Genomic DNA, 17,637 nt, shown 5'->3' with positions numbered 1-17,637 from the left:
GGAAACCAGGACACTTGGGGCGGCCCGGCGTTGCCTTGGGAGGGGCCCCAGGCAAACCCTGAGCCGGCCTCGGCGCCGGGTTGCCCCGTCGCGGTGACACACTGTGCCGGCGGGCGGCCGTTTCCGCAACGCACCGGCATGGCGCATGACTTGCAACCCCTGCGCCATCGCCAGCAGACGAAGGACCCCATGGCCAACGAGGACGGCGCACTTGCCGACGGCCGGGCACGCGCCCGCCAACTGGAAGACCAGGTCAACGCGGTCGTGGTGGGCCAGGCCACCGCAGTGCGCCAGCTGGTGACCGCGGTCTTCGCCCGCGGCCATGTGCTGCTGCAGGGCGATGTGGGCGTGGGCAAGACCACCTTGCTGCGCGCGGTGGCGCGCGGCCTGGGCGGCGGCTTCGCGCGCATCGAGGGCAGCGTCGACCTGATGCCCAATGACCTGCTGTACCACGCCTATGTCGACGAATCCGGCCGGCCGGCCATCGAGCCCGGCCCGCTGACCCGCGAGGGCACCTCGCTGGCGATCTTCTTCTTCAACGAGATCAACCGCGCCCGCCCGCAGGTGCATGCGCTGCTGCTGCGCGCCATGGCCGAGCGCAGCGTGCAGGCCTTCAACCGCGAGGTGCAGCTGCCGCTGCTGCAGGTCTTCGCCGACCGCAACCGGTTGGAGCGCGAGGAGACCTTCGAGATCGCCAGCGCCGCGCGCGACCGCTTCATGATGGAGATCGCGGTGGACGCGCCCACCGACCTGGCGCTGCGGCGCGCCCTGGCCTTCGACCCGCGCTTTCACGACACCGACAGCCTGGTTGCCGAGGTGCCCGAAGGCATCGCGCCGATCGCCGCGCTGCCAGTGCTGTCGCAGGCGATCCAGCGCGCCGTGCACGCCTCCGAGGCGCTGCAGGACTACGCGCTGCGGCTGTGGGAGGCCACCGCCGCCCCCCAGCGCGTGGGGGTGGAGCTGCCCGGCGTGGACAGCGCGGCCCTGGTGCTGGCCGGCGCCAGCCCGCGCGGCATGAGCCTGCTGCTGCGCGCCGCGCGCGTCAACGCCTGGCTCGACGGCCGCGACCACCTGCGCCCGGTCGACGTGCGCGCGGTCTTCGGCCCCTGCATCGCCCACCGCCTGTGCCTGCAGCCAGCCTACGAGTTGCGCCGCGAGGCGCTGCTGCCGCCCCTGATCGAGCAGCTGCTGGCGCGCGTCGGGGCCCCCTGATGACGGACGGGCCGCGCGAGATCCCCTACCGCCTGCGCTGGGACGCCGGCGGTCACCGCCCCGGCGCCCACCGCAGCCGCCAGGGCGATGCCGGCCTGGCCTTCCGCGGCCACCGCCGCCTGGTCGATGGCGGCGATCCGCGCCGCCTGGACATCCACGCCAGCCTGCGCGACCCGCTGGGCCAGTGGTGGGTGCGCACGCTGGCCGAGCGGCGCGCCGTCACGGTGGTGCTGCTGGCCGACCTGTCGGCCTCGATGGACGACGACACGCCGCCGCCACGGGTGCAGGCGCTGGCCGCGCTGGCCGACAGCCTGGCCTGGTCGGCCCAGCGCCTGGGCGATGCCTTCGGTTGCCTGGGCGCCGACCGCGTGCTGCATCGCCTGGGGCCCTGGCCGCCCACGCGCCAGCGCGGCAGCGGCCCGGTGCTGGCGCAGGCGCTGCAATCCCACCAGCGCAGCGGCCCGCGCGCCGCTGGCATCGACGGCCTGCTGGCCGCGGTGGCCGAGCTGCCGCGCCAGCGCTGCCTGGTCTTCCTGGCCTCCGACTTCCACTGGCCACCCGATGCCTTGCACGCGGTGATGGACGCGCTCGCACCCCATGACGTGGTGCCGGTGGTGTTGTGGCAGCGCCGCGACTTCGAGCTGCCGGCGCGCGACGGCCTGGCCTGGCTCCGGGATGCCGAAGGCCACGGCGCCCACCTGGTGTGGGTGCGGCCGGCGCTGCGCCAGCGTCACGCCGACCGCCTGGCCCAGGCCCGTCAGGCGCTGACCGAGCGGCTGCGCCACTGGCAGCGCCAGCCGGTGTTCCAGATCGATGGCTTCGACCCCGATGCGTTCGCGGTGCATTTCCAGGCCTGAGCGGCAGGCCGCCCTGTTGCTGGGCCTGGCCCTGCACGGCGCCGCGGCCTGGGCGGCGGTCGAGGCGCCCACGCTGGTCACCACCGAACCCGTCGCCTACGGTCATCGGCTGGGCGATGTGGTCGAGCGCCAGCTGCACCTGCGCCTGCCACCGGGCGCGCGGCTGGAAGCGTCCAGCCTGCCGGTGCCCGGCACCCAGGGCGCGGTGGAGCTGCGCGAGTTGCAGCACAGCGGCGCGGCCGACGCATCTGAGCAGACCCTGCGCCTGCGCTACCAGGTGATGCGCTCGCCCGAGCAGCCGGCGGTGATCGAGCTGCCGACGCTCACGCTGCGCGTCACGCTGCCCGCCGGTGGCACGCGCCGCGAGACAGTGCTGCGCGCCGAGGCCTGGCCGCTGGTGGTGAGCCCGCTGACGCCGCCGCAGCCCCCCGAGCGCACCGGCCTGGGCCCGCTGCAGCCGGACCGACCACCGCCCGCCCCACCCATCGCCCCGATCCGCCAGCAGGCCCAGCTTGGCGCTCTGCTGGCGTTGCTGGCGCTGTCCTGGCTGGGCTGGCGTCACCTGGGCCGCCCGCTGTGGTGGCGCCGCCAGCGACCCTTTGCCCGCGCCTGGCGTGCGCTGCGCAGCAGCCACGGCAGTCTGGACGCCCAGTTGCGCCACCTGCACCGCGCGATCGACGAGGACGCCGGCCGCGCCGTGCAGACCGAGGACCTGGCCGCCTGGCTGGCCAGCCGTCCGGCTTACGCGCCACTGGCCGCTGACCTGCACGCGCTGCTGGAGGCCTCAGCCGCGCACTTCTTCGCACCGGCCGCCGCCGCCGACCACACGGCCCTGGCCGCGCGCCTGCGCACCCTGCTGCGCCAGCTGGCGCAGGCGGAGGCCAGGGCATGAGCGCACTCGACTGGCTGGGCTTTGTCCACCCCGGCTGGCTGTGGGCGCTGCCGCTGGCGCTGCTGCCCTGGGGCGTGCCCGGCGCCGCGGTGCTGCGCCCGCTGCGCTTTGCCCACCTGGCGCTGTGGCCGGCCGACGCCGCCTCGCGCGCACTGGCGCTGGCGCTGCGCGCCGCATCCAGCCTGGGACTGGCCGCGATGCTGCTGGCCCTGGCCCAGCCCTACCGCCCGGCCTACGAGGTGCAGCGCGAGGGCCGCGGCGCCGAGATCGTGCTGCTGCTCGACCGCAGCCGCAGCATGGACCAGTCACCGATGGGCAGCACCGGCCCGATGGCCGGCTACACCCCCACCTACGGGGTCACTGCGCGCCATTCGGCCGAGGAGCGGCTGACCAAGGCCCAGCTGGCGCGGCGCGAACTGTCGGCCTTCGTGGCCCGACGCCCGCAGGACCGCTTCGCGATGATGGTCTTCAGCAGCCGGCCGCTGAAGGTCCTGGGATTCACCGAGAAACCGGCGGCGATCCAGGCGGCGATCGAGGCCGGTGCGATCGGCCGCGGCATCGGCAACACCGACATCGGCGCGGCCGTGCTGGGCGGGCTGTCGCTGTTCGAGCAGCGCGCCTACACCGGCTCGCGCGTGCTGATGCTGGTGTCGGACGGTGGGGACCACCTGGAGGTCGAGACCCGCGACGCCATCGCCCAGGCCCTGGCCCGTCACCGCGTGCGCCTGGTCTGGATCTACCTGCGGGCACCGCAAAGTCCCGGTCTGGAGGTCGAGCCCGGCAGCGACGCCGAGGCGGCCAACACCGTGCCCGAGGTCTTCCTGCACCGCTTCTTCCGCTCGCTGAAAACGCCCTACAAGGCCTACGAGGCCGGCTCGCCCGAGGCGCTGCAGCAGGCGATCGCCGACGTCGAGCGCCTGGAGAACCTGCCCATCACCACCACCGACACCGTGCCCCGCCGCGACCTGACTGGCGCCTGCCTGGGGCTGGCCCTGGTCTGCGCACTGGCGCTGGGCTGGGCAGCGCGCAAGGAGCTGCCGGCATGGGCCTGACCCCTCGCACGCGCACCCGGCGTCTCGCCCCCTGGGCGCTGCTGCTGCTGGCCGCGGCGTTGCTGGCCCAGTCCGCCTGGCAGGCCCGCCAGCGGCAGGCGCTGCGCCAGGTCGTGCAGGCCGAGCTGGCCGCGCCGGCAGCCGCCTCGGCGGTGCCCGCCGGCGCGCCGCCGGCGCAGCGCTTCGCCCGCGCGCAACGCCTGGCGGCCGATGGCCAGCTGGACCAGGCCCTGGGCCTGTACCGCGCGCTGCAGGACGACCCGCTGCTGGGTCCGGCCGCCCGTTTCAACGGCGCCAACGCGCTGATGCGCCAGGCCGTGGCGCTGCGCGACGGTGGGCAGGCCGATGCCGCCTACCCGATGGTCGAGCTGGCCAAGGAGGGCTACCGCGAACTGCTGCGCCGCGATCCGGGCGATGACGCTGCGCGCTACAACCTGGAGCGGGCCCTGCGCCTGAACCCCGAGGAGGACGCGCCCGACCTGTCGACCGCCGGCCCGGCCCGCGGCGAGCGCGCCGCCACCACGATGCGCGCGATCAGCCAGGGCCTGCCATGATCCGCCGCCGCGTGGCCCTGCTGGGCGCGATCGCGCTGCTGCTGGCCCTGGCCTGGTGGAATCCGGCCTGGCCCGGTGAGCAGGCGCAGCTGGACGCGCTGGTGGTGCTGGACATCACCCAGAGCATGGACGCCGAGGACATGCCGGTGGGCGACGACCCGCAGCCCCACAGCCGCCTGGCGCGCAGCCGCGCGCTGCTGCTGGAGACGCTGCAGCAACTGCCCTGCGGCAGCCGCGTGGGCCTGGGCGTGTTCACCGAGTACCGCAGCCTGGTGCTGCTGGCGCCGGTCGAGGTCTGCGAGCACTTCACCGAGCTGCGCGGCACGCTGGCCTCGATCGACTCGGCCATGGCCTGGAGCGGCAACAGCGAACTGGCCAAGGGCCTGTACGGCGCGCTGCAGACCCTGGCCGCGCTGCCCCGCCCGCCGGCGCTGGTCTTCATCACCGACGGCCACGAATCGCCACCCCTGGACCCGCGTGCACCGCCGCCCTGGAACGGCGCCAGCGGCGCGGTGGCCGGCGTGGTGGTGGGCGTGGGTGGCGACAGCCCGGTGCCGATCCCGCGCCATGACCCACAGGGCCGGCCGATCGGCACCTGGGGCGCCGCCGATGTGCTGCAGACCGCCGGCCGCGTGCACAACCCGAACGACCCCGCTGCCGCCAACGAGGTGGTCCCGGCGATGCCCGACGCCACACCGGGCCGTGAACATCTGAGCAGCCTGCGCGAGCACCACCTGCAGGCCCTGGCCCGGCAGACCGGGCTGTCCTACCTGCGCCTGCGCGACGCCCGGGGCCTGCGCGAGGCCCTGCTCGACCCGGCGCTGGCGCACGCCGTGCCCGGTCCGGTGTCGCTGCGCGGCCCCGCCACCCTGCTGGCCGCCGGGCTGTGGCTGGTTCTGCTGGTGCCGGTCTGGCGCCGACCCGCCGGGCTGGCCATGCCGTTCAGAAATATCAGATAGAGCCGGCGTTGCCTAGCCGGCATGACTGGGCCTGACCAGAATCCGCCCACTTCACAACCTCGGCGGAGTCTGCCACCGTGATCCAAGGCATCTCATCGATGGCCACCCGGCTGCTGCTGGCCGAGTTGCTGCAGGCCTGGCAGGCGCGTGGTGGCGCGCCGGTGCAGATCGAATCGGTCGGCGGCGTGGACGCCGCCCGCCGGGTGGCCGCCGGTGAGGCCTTCGACCTGGTGGTGCTGGCCGCCGACGCGATCGAGCGCCTGATCGCCAGCGGCCATGCGCTGGCCGGCAGCCGGGTCGACCTGGTGCATTCGGGCGTGGCCGTCGCGGTGCGCAGTGGCGCGCCGCTGCCGGACCTGTCCAGCGAGGCCGCACTGCGCGCCGCGGTGCTGGCCGCGCCCACGCTGAGCTACTCCACCGGCCCCAGCGGCGTGGCCCTGGCCGCGCTGTTTGAACGCTGGGGCGTGATGGACGAGATCCGTGCCCGCATCGTGACCCCGCCGCCCGGCGTGCCGGTGGGCACGCTGGTGGCCTCGGGCCAGGTGGCGCTGGGCTTCCAGCAGTTGTCCGAACTGATTCATGTCCCCGGCATCACCATCGCCGGCCCGCTGCCCGACGCCATCCAGATCGACACCGTGTTCTCCGGCGCCGTCTGCACCACCTGCACCCAGCCCGCCACGGTGCGCAACCTGCTGGCCTTCATGGCCTCGCCGGTGGCCGCCGATGCCAAGCAGCGCCAGGGCATGACGCCCGCCTGACCCTCTTGCGATCCACAGGAACCCACCCATGAGCCTTGCCCAGCCGCTGATCATCGACGTCCACGGCCACTACACCACCGCCCCGGCCGCGCTGGGCGCCTGGCGCGACCTGCAGATCGCCGCGCTGAAGGACCCGTCGCAGAAGCCCTCGGCCGCCGACCTGCGGATCAGCGACGACCAGATCCGCGAGACCATCGAGACCAACCAGCTCAAGCTGATGACCGAGCGCGGCTCCGACATCACCATCTTCAGCCCGCGCGCCAGCTTCATGGCGCACCACATCGGCGACTTCGAGACCTCCAGCACCTGGGCCGCGATCTGCAACGAGCTGTGCTACCGCGTCAGCCAGCTGTTCCCAGATCATTTCGTGCCCGCCGCGATGCTGCCGCAGAGCCCGGGCGTGGACCCGGCCACCTGCATTCCCGAACTGGTCAAGTGCGTGGAGCAGTACGGCAATGTGGGCATCAACCTGAACCCCGATCCGTCGGGCGGCCACTGGACCAGCCCGCCGCTGTCCGACCGCCACTGGTACCCCATCTACGAAAAGATGGTCGAGTACGACATCCCGGCGATGATCCACGTCAGCACCAGCTGCAACGCCTGCTTCCACACCACCGGCTCGCACTACCTGAACGCCGACACCACGGCCTTCATGCAATGCCTGACCAGCGACCTGTTCAAGGACTTCCCGACGCTGAAATTCCTGATCCCGCACGGCGGCGGCGCGGTGCCCTACCACTGGGGGCGTTTCCGCGGTCTGGCGCAGGAGCTGAAGAAGCCGATCCTGGAAGAGCACCTGCTGAACAACATCTTCTTCGACACCTGCGTCTACCACCAGCCGGGCATCAACCTGCTGACCGAGGTGATCCCGGTCAAGAACATCCTGTTCGCCAGCGAAATGATCGGCGCGGTGCGGGGCATCGACCCGCGCACCGGCCACTACTACGACGACACCAAGCGCTACGTCAACGCCACCGCCAACCTGACGGACGAGCAGCGCTACCAGGTGTTCGAAGGCAACGCGCGCCGCGTGTTCAGCCGCCTTGACACCCGCCTGAAGGCCAAGGGCCTCTGACCCCCCAGGAGCACCCCATGTACGAACTCGGCGTCTGCTACCGCCACATCACCCGCGCCCCGCGCGAAGCCGCCGACGGCCTGGCCGCGCTGGGCTCGGCCACCGTGCACGAGGCCATGGGCCGCGTCGGCCTGATGAAGCCCTACATGCGACCGATCCAGCAGGACGTGCAGGTCTCGGGCACCGCGGTGACCGTGCTGCTGCAGCCTGGCGACAACTGGATGATGCATGTCGCGGCTGAGCAGATCCAGCCGGGCGACATCGTCGTGGCCACTGTCACCGCCGAGTGCAGCGATGGCTACTTCGGCGACCTGCTGGCCACCAGCTTCATGGCCCGTGGCGCGCGCGCGCTGATCATCGAGGCCGGCGTGCGCGACACCAAGGTGCTGCGCGAGATGGGCTTTCCGGTGTGGAGCCGCTATGTGTCGTCCAAGGGCACGATCAAGGCCACGCTGGGTTCGGTCAACATCCCCATCGTCTGCGCCGGCGCCTGGGTCACCCCGGGTGACGTGATCGTGGCGGATGACGACGGCGTGGTCTGCGTGCCCGCCGCCCGTGCGCTGGACACACTGGCCGCCGCTGCCAAACGCGAGAGCTTCGAGGGCGAGAAGCGCGACAAGCTGGCATCGGGCGTGCTGGGCCTGGACATGTACCAGATGCGCGAGCCGCTGGCCAAGGCCGGCCTGAAGTACATCGATTGATCGGCCGCGATGCACGCTGATCCCGCGCACTGGCATGTCGGCATCGTCGGGTACGGCGAGGTCGGCCGCATCATCGCCGAGGACCTGCGTGCGCGCGGCATCACCGTCAGCACCTTCGACCTGAAGCTGCTGCAGCCCGACACCGCGCCCGCGCTGCGTGCCCACGCGCTGGACCACGGCGTGGCCCTGGCCGACGACCACGCCGATCTGGCGCGCGACGCCGACCTGGTGATCAGCGCCGTCACCGCCAGCCAGGCCGTGCCGGTGGCGGCCGCCTGCGCGCCGGCACTGCGGCCGGGGGCCTTCGTGCTGGACCTGAACTCGGCCTCGCCCGGCGCCAAGCAGCGCGCGGCCGACCGGGTCGACGCCGCCGGCGGCCGCTACGTTGAAGGCGCGGTGATGACCAGCGTGCCGCCCCACCGCAGCCGCGTGCCGCTGCTGCTGGGCGGTGCCCACGCCGCCCTGCTGGCGCCACTGCTGCAGGCGCTGGGCTTCGACGGCGCGCGCGCCCACAGTGACCGGCTGGGCGTGGCCAGCGCCACCAAGATGTGCCGCAGCGTGATGATCAAGGGCCTCGAGGCCATGGTCATCGAGAGCTTCACCGCCGCCCGCCACTTTGGCGTTGAGGACGCGGTGATCGCCAGCCTGCACGAGACCTTCCCCGGCATCGACTGGGAGAAGCAGGCCGCCTACTTCTTCCAGCGCGTCATCGAGCATGGCCGCCGCCGCGCCGAGGAAGTGCGCGAGGTGGCGGCCACCGTGCGCGAGGCCGGCCTGGAGCCCTTCAGTGCCGCCGGCACCGCCCAGCGCCAGGCCTGGATGGCCGACCTGGCCGACACCGGTCTGTTCGGCCCGCGCGCCACCCCGGAGTTCGCCCGCAGCCCGGATTGGCGCACCGAGTCCGACCGCCTGCTGCACCACCTTCACAAGGACAAGACATGAGCAAACCCACGAGCGGCGACTTCACCAAGACCGCCGGCTGGATGGACTGGTACACCGGCCCGTCCAAACCCCGTTTCCAGCTGCCGGCCGGCGCGGTCGACGCGCACTGCCACGTCTTCGGCCCCGGCGCCGAGTTTCCCTACGCCCCCGAGCGCAAGTACACGCCCTGCGACGCCAGCAAGCAGCAGCTCTACGCGCTGCGCGACCACCTGGGCTTCGCCCGCAACGTGGTGGTGCAGGCCACCTGCCACGGCGCCGACAACCGCGCGATGGTCGACGCCTGCCTCTCCAGCGACGGCAAGGCGCGCGGCGTGGCCACCGTGCGGCGCAGCATCAGCGATGCCGAGCTGCAGGCCCTGCACGAGGCCGGTGTGCGCGGCGTGCGCTTCAACTTCGTCAAGCGCCTGGTGGACTTCACGCCCAAGGATGAGCTGATGGAGATTGCCGGCCGCATTGCGAAGCTGGGCTGGCACGTGGTGATCTACTTCGAGGCGGTGGACCTGCCCGAGCTGTGGGACTTCTTCACCGCGCTGCCCACCACCGTGGTGGTCGACCACATGGGCCGCCCCGATGTGAGCAAGCCGATCGACGGCCCCGAGTTCGCGCTCTTCCTGAAGTTCATGCGCGAACACCCCAACGTGTGGAGCAAGGTCAGCTGCCCGGAGCGCCTGTCGGTCACCGGCCCGAAGGCGCTGAATGGCGAGCAGGCTGCCTACCAGGACGTGGTGCCCTTCGCCCGCCGCGTGGTCGAAGAGTTCCCCGACCGCGTGCTGTGGGGCACCGACTGGCCGCACCCCAACCTGAAGGACCACATGCCCGACGACGGCCTGCTGGTCGACTTCATCCCGCAGATCGCCACGACGGCCGAGCTGCAGCAGAAACTGCTGGTCACCAACCCCATGCGTCTGTACTGGCCCGAAGAGGCCTGACGACCCGCTCGCCAAAGCACCACACCGGAGACAAGCATGCGCCTGCTGACCCCTGCCCTGCTGGCCAGCGCCGCTGCGCTGACGAGTTGCGCCACGACGGCCCCGGCGCCGGTGGCCTGCACCGACCTGCCCGCGGCGCTCGGCGCACTGAAGGCCGGTCGACTGACCAGCGCCAAGGAGGTGCCGGCGGACGACAAGGGCACGCCGGCGCACTGCCAGGTGCAGGGCGTGGCCAATGAGCGCACGGGCCTTGACGGTCGGCCCTATGCGATCGGCTTCGAGATGCGCCTGCCGGTGGACTGGAACCGGCGCTTTGTGCACCAGGTCAACGGCGGCAACGACGGCAAGGTGGTGCCAGCCCTGGGCGCCCTGGGTGTGCTGCCCACGAACGCGCTGCAACGCGGCTTTGCGGTCATCAGTTCCGACTCGGGCCACAGCGAGGACGCCCCCGCCAACGCCGCCGCCGGCCTGGCCAAGGGCAATGTCTTCGGCCAGGACCCGCAGGCGCGGCGCGACTACGGCTACAGCGCCAATGACACCATGTTCACCGTGGCGCAGGCGCTGATGCGCCATCGCTACGGCCGCGCGCCCGAGCGCAACTACATGGTCGGCTGCTCCAACGGCGGCCGCCATGGCCTGGTCGCCGCCAGCCGCTACGGCGAGCGCTACGACGGCATCCTGGCCGGCGCGCCCGGCTTCAACCTGCCCAAGGCCGCGGTGCAGCACGCCTGGGACGTGCAGAGCTGGCAGCTGGCCAACGCCGACATCCGCCAGGCCTTCAGCCCGACCGATATGCAGCTGGTGGCGCGCCACGTGCTGGCGCGCTGTGATGCACTCGACGGCCTGGCCGATGGCATCGTCGGTGACCTCGCCGCCTGCCAGCCGAAGGTGGACATCGCCACGCTGCAATGCCCTGGTGCCAAGACCGCCGAATGCCTCAGCGAGCCGCAGGTGCGCGCCCTGAAGCGCTCGCTGGCGGGGCCACGCAACAGTGCCGGCGAGCTGCTCTACAGCGACTGGTCCTGGGACGCCGGCCTGGGCGCCGGCAACTGGCGCTTCTGGAAGCTCGAAAGCCAGATCCCGCCCTGGGACAGGCTGCCGCTGATCGCCACCATGGGCGCCGGCTCGCTGAGCTATATCTTCACCACGCCGCCCACCGCCACCGCCGGCACGCCGGCCGAATTGCTGGCCTTCCTGACGCGCTTCGACTTCGACCGCGACGCGCCGAAGATCCGCGCCACCAGCGGCGCCTTCAGCGAATCGGCGATGGCCTTCATGACGCCGCCGGATGTCGACAATCCCCAGCTCACGGCCTTCCGCGCCCATGGCGGCAAGCTGCTGGTCTACCACGGCCACAGCGACGCGGTCTTCTCGGTCAACGACACCCGGCGCTGGGTCGACAAGCTGGTGGCCAATGGAGGCGCCGACACGGTGCGCTTCTACGGCGTGCCCGGCATGGCCCATTGCAGCGGCGGCCCGGCCACCGACCAGTTCGATGCGCTGGGCGCGCTGGTCGACTGGGTCGAGCAGGGCCGCGCGCCGCAGGCGCTGCTGGCGCGCGTCAACCCGGCCAACAAGGAGCTGCCGGCCGACTGGTCCAAGGACCGCAGCCGGCTGCTGTGCCCGCACCCGCAGGTCGCCCGCTACAGCGGCGGCCCGGCTGAATCTGCCAGCAGCTTCCGCTGCGAGGCGCCCTGAGAGGCTGAGAGTCTTTCACTCATGCCCACCCTGCACCTGAAAACACCCCCGCTCGTCGTTGCAAATGCTCGCCATAGCCCGAGCTATGGCTGTGCTTTGCGCCTCAATCGGCAGCGTTTGCAGGCGCCTGTCGGGCACGATCGAAAAACTCTCAGCCTCTGAACCGAAGGAGTCCCCAATGGCCCTCGACAAACCCTACCAGGACGTGCCCGGCACGACCATCTTCGACGCCGATCAGTCGCGCAAGGGCTACTGGCTGAACCAGTTCTGCATGAGCCTGATGAAGGCCGAGAACCGCGAGCGCTTCAAGGCCGACGAGCGCGCCTACCTGGACCAGTGGCCGATGACCGAGGAGCAGAAGCAGGGTGTGCTCACGCGCGACCTGAACCGCTGCATCGCCGCTGGCGGCAACATCTATTTCCTGGCCAAGATCGGCGCCACCGACGGCAAGAGCTTCCAGTACATGGCCGCCAGCATGACCGGCATGACCCAGGACGAGTACGCCGCGATGATGCTGGCCGGTGGCCGCAGCCCCGATGGCAACCGCTACACCCACGAGAAGAAGTAAAGCCATGGCCCACCTCTCCGCCAGCGTCTACACCTCGCATGTGCCCGCCATCGGTGCCGCCCTGGATCTGGGCAAGAGCGCCGAGCCCTATTGGCAGCCGGTCTTCCAGGGCTACCAGTACTCGAAGCAATGGATCGAGGAAGACCAGCCCGACGTCATCTTCCTGGTCTACAACGACCACGCCACCGCCTTCAGCCTGGAGCTGATTCCCACCTTCGCGATTGGCTGCGCCGCCGAATTCAAGCCCGCCGACGAGGGCTGGGGCCCGCGCCCGGTGCCGGTGGTCAAGGGCCACCCCGAGCTGGCCGCACACATCGCGCAGAGCGTGATCCAGGACGACTTCGACCTCACCATCGTCAACAAGATGGACGTCGACCACGGGCTGACCGTGCCGCTGAGCCTGATGTTCGGCCAGCGCGACCCGGTGCATGGCGCCTGGCCCTGCCCAGTCATCCCCTTCGCGGTGAACGTGGTGCAGTACCCGGTGCCCTCGGGCCGCCGCTGCTTCATGCTGGGTCAGGCGATCCGCCGCGCCATCGAAAGCTACGACGAGCCGCTGAAGGTGCAGATCTGGGGCACCGGCGGCATGAGCCACCAGTTGCAGGGCCCGCGCGCCGGCCTGATCAACCGGGTCTGGGACAACGCCTGGCTCGATCAGCTGATCGCTGACCCCGCCGCCTGCGCCGCCACCCCGCACATCGACTACGTGCGCGAGGCCGGCAGCGAGGGCATCGAGCTGGTCATGTGGCTGATCGCCCGCGGCGCAATGGCCGACGTGGCCGGCGGCCCGGCCCCCACCGTGAAGCACCGCTTCTACCATGTGCCCGCCAGCAACACCGCGGTCGGGCACCTGATTCTGCAGAACAACCGCTGACTCTCCAAGGACGGACAACATGAGCAAGACGATCAAGGTGGCGCTGGCCGGCGCCGGTGCCTTTGGCATCAAGCACCTGGACGGCATCCGGAACATCGACGGCGTCGAGGTGGTCTCGCTGATCAGCCGCGACCTGGACAAGACCCGCGAGGTGGCGCAGAAGTACGGCATCCCTCACGTCACCACCGAGCTGGCCGACAGCCTGGCCCTGCCCGAGCTGGACGCCGTCATCCTGTGCACCCCCACGCAGATGCACGCCAGCCAGACCCTGGCCTGCCTGCAGGCCGGCAAGCATGTGCAGGTCGAGATCCCGCTGTGTGACGTGCTGGCCGAGGGCGAGGAGGTGGTGCGCGTGGCCGAGGCCAGCGGCCTGGTCGCCATGTGCGGCCACACCCGCCGCTTCAACCCCAGCCACCAGTACGTGCACCGCAAGATCCAGGCGGGCGAGTTCAACATCCAGCAGATGGATGTCCAGACCTACTTCTTCCGCCGCACCAACATGAACGCGCTGGGCCAGCCGCGCAGCTGGACTGACCACCTGCTGTGGCACCACGCGGCCCACACCGTGGACCTGTTTGCCTACCAGTGCGGCAGCCCCATCGTGAAGGCCAACGCCATCCAGGGCCCGATCCACCCGACGCTGGGCATCGCGATGGACATGAGCATCCAGCTGAAGGCCGCCAACGGCGCCATCTGCACGCTGAGCCTGTCCTTCAACAACGACGGCCCGCTGGGCACCTTCTTCCGCTACATCGGCGACACCGCGACCTACATCGCCCGCTACGACGACCTGTTCAACGGCAAGGACGAGAAGATCGATGTCTCCAAGGTGGACGTGTCGATGAATGGCATCGAGCTGCAGGACCGCGAGTTCTTCGCCGCGATCCGCGAAGGCCGCCAGCCCAACAGCAGCGTGGCCGGCGTGCTGGCCTGCTACCAGGTGCTGCATCAGCTGGAGCAGCAGCTGGCCGGATAATCGGCGCATGGTCCGCGCCCTGCTGTTCGATCTCGACGACACGCTGCTCGACGACCGCGGCGCAATGGCCGATGCCGTGCTCCTGCTGCGGCAGCGCCATCGCCTGGCGCCGGATATTGCTGACGATGTCCTGGCCGAGCATTGGGACCGCGTGGGTCGCGACCTGTGGCGGCGCATGGAGCGGGGCGAGCTGGACCTGAACGGCCAACGCCGTGAACGCATGCGACGCGTCTTCGACGCCGGTCTGTCCGACAACGACGCCGACGCCCTGGTGGCCGACTACCTGGAGGCCTACGCCCGGAGTTGGCGCCTGCTGCCCGGCGCGCTGGACCTGCTGCAGGCCACGGCCCACCTGCCGCGCGCAGCGGTCACCAACGGCCATGAGCCCCAAGCGCTGCGCAAGCTGGAACACACCGGCATCCACGCCCACTTCGATGTGGTGCTGACGCCCCAGCGCAGTGGCACCCGCAAGCCTGATCCACGGATGTTCCGCCAGGCCCTGGACCTGTTGGGCGTGGCCCCCGCCGAGGCGGCCATGATCGGCGACAACGCCGAGGCCGACATCGCCCCCGCCCAGGCCCTGGGAATGGCGACCTTTCACCTTGATGCCCGCGAGAGCGGTCGCCGGCCGGCCGATGCGCTGGACTGGATCCGCCGCCGAGCCCTTCCCGTTTCCTGAGAAACACGATGCACACACGCCCCCTCGGCCCCTTCCAGGTCAGCGCCATCGGCCTGGGCTGCATGAACCTCAGCCATGCCTATGGCCAGCCACCCTCGGCCGAAGCCGGCCGCGAACTGCTGGCGCGCGCGCTGGACCTGGGCTGCACGCTATTCGACACCGCCGCGCTCTACGGCTTCGGGGCCAACGAGGAACTGGTCGGGCCGGTCCTCCAAGCCCATCGCTCGAGGATCACGCTGTGCTCCAAGGGCGGCATGGCCGGCGTGCAGTTCCCGGACGGCGTCAAGCGCGTCATCGATGGCCGCCCCGAGGCCATCCGCCGCAACTGCGAGGACAGCCTGCGCCGCCTGGGCACCGACGTGATCGACCTGTACTACCTGCACCGCTGGGACAAGCAGGTGCCGATCGAGGAGTCGGTGGGCGAGATGAGCCGCCTGGTGGCCGAAGGCAAGGTCCGCACGCTGGGCCTGTCCGAAGTGTCCGCCGCCACGCTGCGCCGCGCCCATGCGGTGCACCCGATCACCGCGTTGCAGACCGAGTATTCGCTGTGGACCCGCAACCCCGAGATCGCGGTGCTGGACACCTGCCGCGAACTGGGCGTGGCCTTCGTCGCCTTCAGCCCGGTGGCGCGTGGTTTCCTGGGCACGCTCAGCGATGTCAGCGGCTTCGATGCCAAGGACATCCGGCGCTCGATGCCGCGCTTCACGCCGGGCAACTACGCTGCCAATCGGGCACTGCTGACCCCGGTGCAAGCCCTGGCCGATGGGCGCGGCGTGACGGTGGCGCAACTGGCGCTGGCCTGGCTGCTGCACCGCGGCGAGCACATCATCCCGATCCCCGGCACCACCTCGGTGGCGCACCTGGAGGACAACCTCGCAGCGGCCGATCTGGCGCTGTCGGCCGACGAGATGGCGCTGCTCGACGGCGCGATCAACCAGCGCACGGTGCAGGGCACGCGCTACAACAGCGCCACCCAGGCCGAGATCGACACCGAGGAGTTCAGCGTCTGAGGGCTGGCTGCTCGACGCCATCTTGGACGATCGTATAGTCGGCGTCCCGCCGACCTCGTCCGATCCCATGGCCCCCTCGTCCGACCCCACGCCCGCCGAGCCCAGCCCGCGCCCGAAGCGGCCAGCCAGCGGCCGCGGCGCGCCGCGCGAGGACCAGCCCGACCGCCGCACCAACATCCTGCTCGCCGCCGAGAAGCTGTTCGCGCTGCGCGGCTACCACGCGGTGTCGATCCGCGACATCGCCGCCGAAGCCGGTGTGCCACTGGCACTGGTGGGCTACTACTTCGGTGCCAAACACGAGCTTTACCACGCGATCTTCGAGACCTGGAGCCCGGCCATCGCCGGCCGCCTGCAGGCGCTGGACGCGGTGATGCAGGAGCCCGACCTGGCGCTGCGCCTGGAGCGCGTCGTCGACACATTCGTCAGCCCGCTGATCGCGCTGCACCAGCACCCGGAGGGGCAGTACTACGCGCTGATGGCGGCCCGCGACCTGGCCGCGCCGACCGAAGAATCCGAGCGCAGCAACCGCGAGTTCTTCGACCCGCTGGCGCACGCCTTCATCGATGCGCTGATGAGCACCGCCCCCGGCGCCAGCCGCGGCCAGGTCGCCTGGTGCTACCAGTTCATGCTCGGCGCCTTGCTGCACTTCCTCTCTGACCGCCGCGTCGAGCGTCTCTCGCGCGGCGAGAACCGCGCCGCCGACCCGGCCGCCAAGGAGCGGCTGCTGGCCTTCCTGCTGGGTGGCTTCCGCGCTGTGCTGGGCGCGCCCGGCAGCCCCTCGCGCCCCCGCAAGCGCTGACCTCCACCCGCCTGGCTGCGGTGCGCAGCGGCCCTAGACGCCCAGGGCAAACCCCAATTTGTACGATCGTACAAACTGCGGCACAGTCACGTCCATGCACCCTGGTGCGGGGCCTGCCCTGCATCGCCACACGGAGACAACCGACCATGCGCCCTGCCCTGACCCGTCGCCAACTGATCGCCGCCACCGCGGGCGGTCTGTCCTTTCCTGGCGTGCTGCGCGCTCAGTCGGCGGTGAAGGTGGCCTACGGCTATTCGGCCGTCACCGACTACGCCACCGTCTTCGTCGCCGCCGAGCAAGGCCTGTTCGCGAAGAACGGCATCGACATCGAGCTGCGCTTCATCCCGATCAACCCGACCATCGTGCCCGCCATCCAGTCCGGCTCGCTGCAGATGGGCGGCCCCACGCCCACCGCGTACCTGCAGGCGGTCTCGGGCGGCATGGACCATGTGGTGATCGGCGGCGGCGGCGTGCTGTCCAAGCGTTTCACCGAGGTGGGCCTGGTCACCGCCGCCGGCAACAGCCTGCGCACGCCAGCCGACTGTGTAGGCCGCAAGATCGGCGTGCCGGGCCTGGGCGCGCTGCTGCACATCACCTTCCGCCAGTGGCTCAAGCTCAATGGGGTGGACCAGTCCAAGGTGGTCTTCGTCGAAGCCCCGTTCCCGCAGCATGCCGACCTGCTGCGCGGCGGCACGGTGGATGCGGTGGTCACCGCCGGGCCCTTCATGTCGCGCATCCTCTCCAGCGGCGAAGGCCGCGTGGCGGCCTACTACACCACCTTTCTGCCCGAAGGCCAGCCCACCGTGCTGCACACCGCCACGCGGGAGTGGGCGCAGAAGAACCCTGGCGCCGTGCGCGGCTTCCGCAGCGCGATCGGCGAGGCCGCGGCCTTCATGGCCAAGCCGGCCAACGAGGCCGCAGTGCGCGCCGCGCTGGGCAAGCACCTGAAGGTGCCGGCGCCGGTGGCCCAGGCCATGCAGATCTCGCCGCCGGGGCCGGTGGTCACCACGGCCCAGCTGCAATGGTGGGGCGGCCTGATGCGCGAGCAGGGCTACCTGAAGACCGAGCCCAGCTATGCCGGGCTGATCGCCTGAATGCGCCG

General features: G+C 71.2%; 19 protein-coding genes. All 19 read left to right on the top strand.

Annotation, left to right across the window (positions count from 1 at the left end; translation table 11 throughout):
• Positions 1-189: 189 nt before the first annotated feature.
• The 19 genes from KAK03_RS04900 to KAK03_RS04810 all read left to right on the top strand — a co-directional run bounded on the left by KAK03_RS04900 (position 190) and on the right by KAK03_RS04810 (position 17,629).
• On the top strand, positions 190-1,212 hold the full coding sequence (locus KAK03_RS04900; protein WP_210852253.1) for an AAA family ATPase: 1,023 nt from the start codon (positions 190-192) through the stop codon (positions 1,210-1,212).
• Complete coding sequence (locus KAK03_RS04895) at positions 1,212-2,069, top strand: DUF58 domain-containing protein (protein WP_210852062.1); 858 nt, start codon at positions 1,212-1,214, stop codon at positions 2,067-2,069. The genes KAK03_RS04900 and KAK03_RS04895 overlap by 1 nt, the downstream gene beginning before the upstream one ends.
• A 16-nt stretch (positions 2,070-2,085) precedes the next feature.
• Positions 2,086-2,961, top strand: coding sequence for a hypothetical protein (locus KAK03_RS04890; protein WP_210852061.1), 876 nt, complete (start codon positions 2,086-2,088; stop codon positions 2,959-2,961).
• Positions 2,958-4,013: a vWA domain-containing protein gene (locus tag KAK03_RS04885; RefSeq protein ID WP_210852060.1), complete on the top strand. Its 1,056-nt coding sequence runs from the start codon at positions 2,958-2,960 to the stop codon at positions 4,011-4,013. Before KAK03_RS04890 ends, KAK03_RS04885 begins: the two co-directional genes overlap by 4 nt.
• Positions 4,004-4,567 carry an MxaK protein gene (locus KAK03_RS04880; RefSeq protein WP_210852059.1) on the top strand — a complete coding sequence of 188 codons (564 nt, stop codon included), beginning with the start codon at positions 4,004-4,006 and terminating at the stop codon, positions 4,565-4,567. The genes KAK03_RS04885 and KAK03_RS04880 overlap by 10 nt, the downstream gene beginning before the upstream one ends.
• Positions 4,564-5,526 (top strand): vWA domain-containing protein, encoded by a 963-nt coding sequence (locus KAK03_RS04875; protein ID WP_210852058.1) that lies wholly within the window; start codon positions 4,564-4,566, stop codon positions 5,524-5,526. The genes KAK03_RS04880 and KAK03_RS04875 overlap by 4 nt, the downstream gene beginning before the upstream one ends.
• A gap of 98 nt (positions 5,527-5,624) precedes the next feature.
• Positions 5,625-6,284, top strand: a complete 660-nt coding sequence (locus KAK03_RS04870) for a substrate-binding domain-containing protein (protein ID WP_210852250.1) — start codon at positions 5,625-5,627, stop codon at positions 6,282-6,284.
• Between the two features lie 46 nt (positions 6,285-6,330).
• Positions 6,331-7,359, top strand: coding sequence for an amidohydrolase family protein (locus tag KAK03_RS04865; RefSeq protein WP_210852248.1), 1,029 nt, complete (start codon positions 6,331-6,333; stop codon positions 7,357-7,359).
• Between the two features lie 17 nt (positions 7,360-7,376).
• Positions 7,377-8,060, top strand: coding sequence for a 4-carboxy-4-hydroxy-2-oxoadipate aldolase/oxaloacetate decarboxylase (gene ligK, locus KAK03_RS04860; protein ID WP_210852057.1), 684 nt, complete (start codon positions 7,377-7,379; stop codon positions 8,058-8,060).
• A 9-nt stretch (positions 8,061-8,069) separates the two neighbouring features.
• On the top strand, positions 8,070-9,002 hold the full coding sequence (locus KAK03_RS04855) for an NAD(P)-dependent oxidoreductase (protein ID WP_210852056.1): 933 nt from the start codon (positions 8,070-8,072) through the stop codon (positions 9,000-9,002).
• A complete protein-coding gene (locus KAK03_RS04850) occupies positions 8,999-9,931 on the top strand; it encodes an amidohydrolase family protein (RefSeq protein ID WP_310738477.1) in 933 nt (310 codons plus the stop codon). Before KAK03_RS04855 ends, KAK03_RS04850 begins: the two co-directional genes overlap by 4 nt.
• A 36-nt stretch (positions 9,932-9,967) precedes the next feature.
• Positions 9,968-11,629, top strand: a complete 1,662-nt coding sequence (locus KAK03_RS04845) for a tannase/feruloyl esterase family alpha/beta hydrolase (protein WP_210852055.1) — start codon at positions 9,968-9,970, stop codon at positions 11,627-11,629.
• 178 nt (positions 11,630-11,807) lie between these two features.
• Positions 11,808-12,197: a protocatechuate 4,5-dioxygenase subunit alpha gene (ligA, locus tag KAK03_RS04840; protein WP_210852054.1), complete on the top strand. Its 390-nt coding sequence runs from the start codon at positions 11,808-11,810 to the stop codon at positions 12,195-12,197.
• Positions 12,198-12,201: 4 nt separating this feature from the next.
• Positions 12,202-13,071 carry a class III extradiol dioxygenase subunit beta gene (locus KAK03_RS04835; RefSeq protein ID WP_210852053.1) on the top strand — a complete coding sequence of 290 codons (870 nt, stop codon included), beginning with the start codon at positions 12,202-12,204 and terminating at the stop codon, positions 13,069-13,071.
• 19 nt (positions 13,072-13,090) lie between these two features.
• Positions 13,091-14,047, top strand: coding sequence for a Gfo/Idh/MocA family oxidoreductase (locus tag KAK03_RS04830; protein ID WP_210852052.1), 957 nt, complete (start codon positions 13,091-13,093; stop codon positions 14,045-14,047).
• A gap of 7 nt (positions 14,048-14,054) precedes the next feature.
• The gene (locus KAK03_RS04825) at positions 14,055-14,726 is read left to right on the top strand and encodes an HAD family hydrolase (RefSeq protein ID WP_210852051.1); all 672 of its coding nucleotides are present in this window, start codon (positions 14,055-14,057) and stop codon (positions 14,724-14,726) included.
• 8 nt (positions 14,727-14,734) lie between these two features.
• Positions 14,735-15,736 (top strand): aldo/keto reductase, encoded by a 1,002-nt coding sequence (locus KAK03_RS04820; protein WP_210852050.1) that lies wholly within the window; start codon positions 14,735-14,737, stop codon positions 15,734-15,736.
• 67 nt (positions 15,737-15,803) lie between these two features.
• Positions 15,804-16,535, top strand: coding sequence for a TetR/AcrR family transcriptional regulator (locus tag KAK03_RS04815; RefSeq protein ID WP_210852049.1), 732 nt, complete (start codon positions 15,804-15,806; stop codon positions 16,533-16,535).
• Positions 16,536-16,681: 146 nt separating this feature from the next.
• The gene (locus KAK03_RS04810) at positions 16,682-17,629 is read left to right on the top strand and encodes an ABC transporter substrate-binding protein (RefSeq protein ID WP_210852048.1); all 948 of its coding nucleotides are present in this window, start codon (positions 16,682-16,684) and stop codon (positions 17,627-17,629) included.
• Positions 17,630-17,637 lie beyond the last annotated feature (8 nt).

Source organism: Ideonella alba (assembly GCF_018069845.1).
Taxonomy (GTDB): domain Bacteria; phylum Pseudomonadota; class Gammaproteobacteria; order Burkholderiales; family Burkholderiaceae_C; genus Ideonella; species Ideonella alba.
The sequence above is the reverse complement of the archived record's forward strand: the minus strand, read 5'-3'. Positions and strand labels throughout refer to the sequence as shown.